This is a genomic window from Bacillus sanguinis, assembly GCF_018332475.1.
GTDB classification, from domain to species: Bacteria; Bacillota; Bacilli; order Bacillales; family Bacillaceae_G; genus Bacillus_A; species Bacillus_A sanguinis.
Genome location: NZ_BOQB01000539.1, coordinates 1 through 283, shown reverse-complemented (window position 1 = coordinate 283; position 283 = coordinate 1). Strand labels below are relative to the sequence as shown.

The 283-nt window shown below is 30.7% G+C and carries 1 protein-coding gene; it reads right to left on the bottom strand.

From position 1 onward, the window contains the following. The coding region (locus KI369_RS28340; protein ID WP_212958973.1) for a transposase at nucleotides 1–283 on the bottom strand (283 nt) is incomplete at both ends.

Sequence of the window (283 nt, the reverse complement as noted above, 5' to 3'; positions counted from 1 at the left end):
TTACAATAGACTTTACATACTCTATTCGAATATTCGCTAATCGAGCATGCAACTTTTGCACTCTAAGAACATTTTTATCTATATTCACTCTTTTATTAGTAACAGATTTTTCACCTCTCTTTTTTAGATTTTCAAATTTACGTGCTAAAGAGCGTTGTTCACGTTTTAACCGTTTTTCTATCTTTTTTACTTTTATTGTTTTGTTGATGTTTTCATGAACGATACCATCGCTACGTGTAGCAAAATCCTTCACTCCTAAATCAATCCCTAGACCTATTTTATT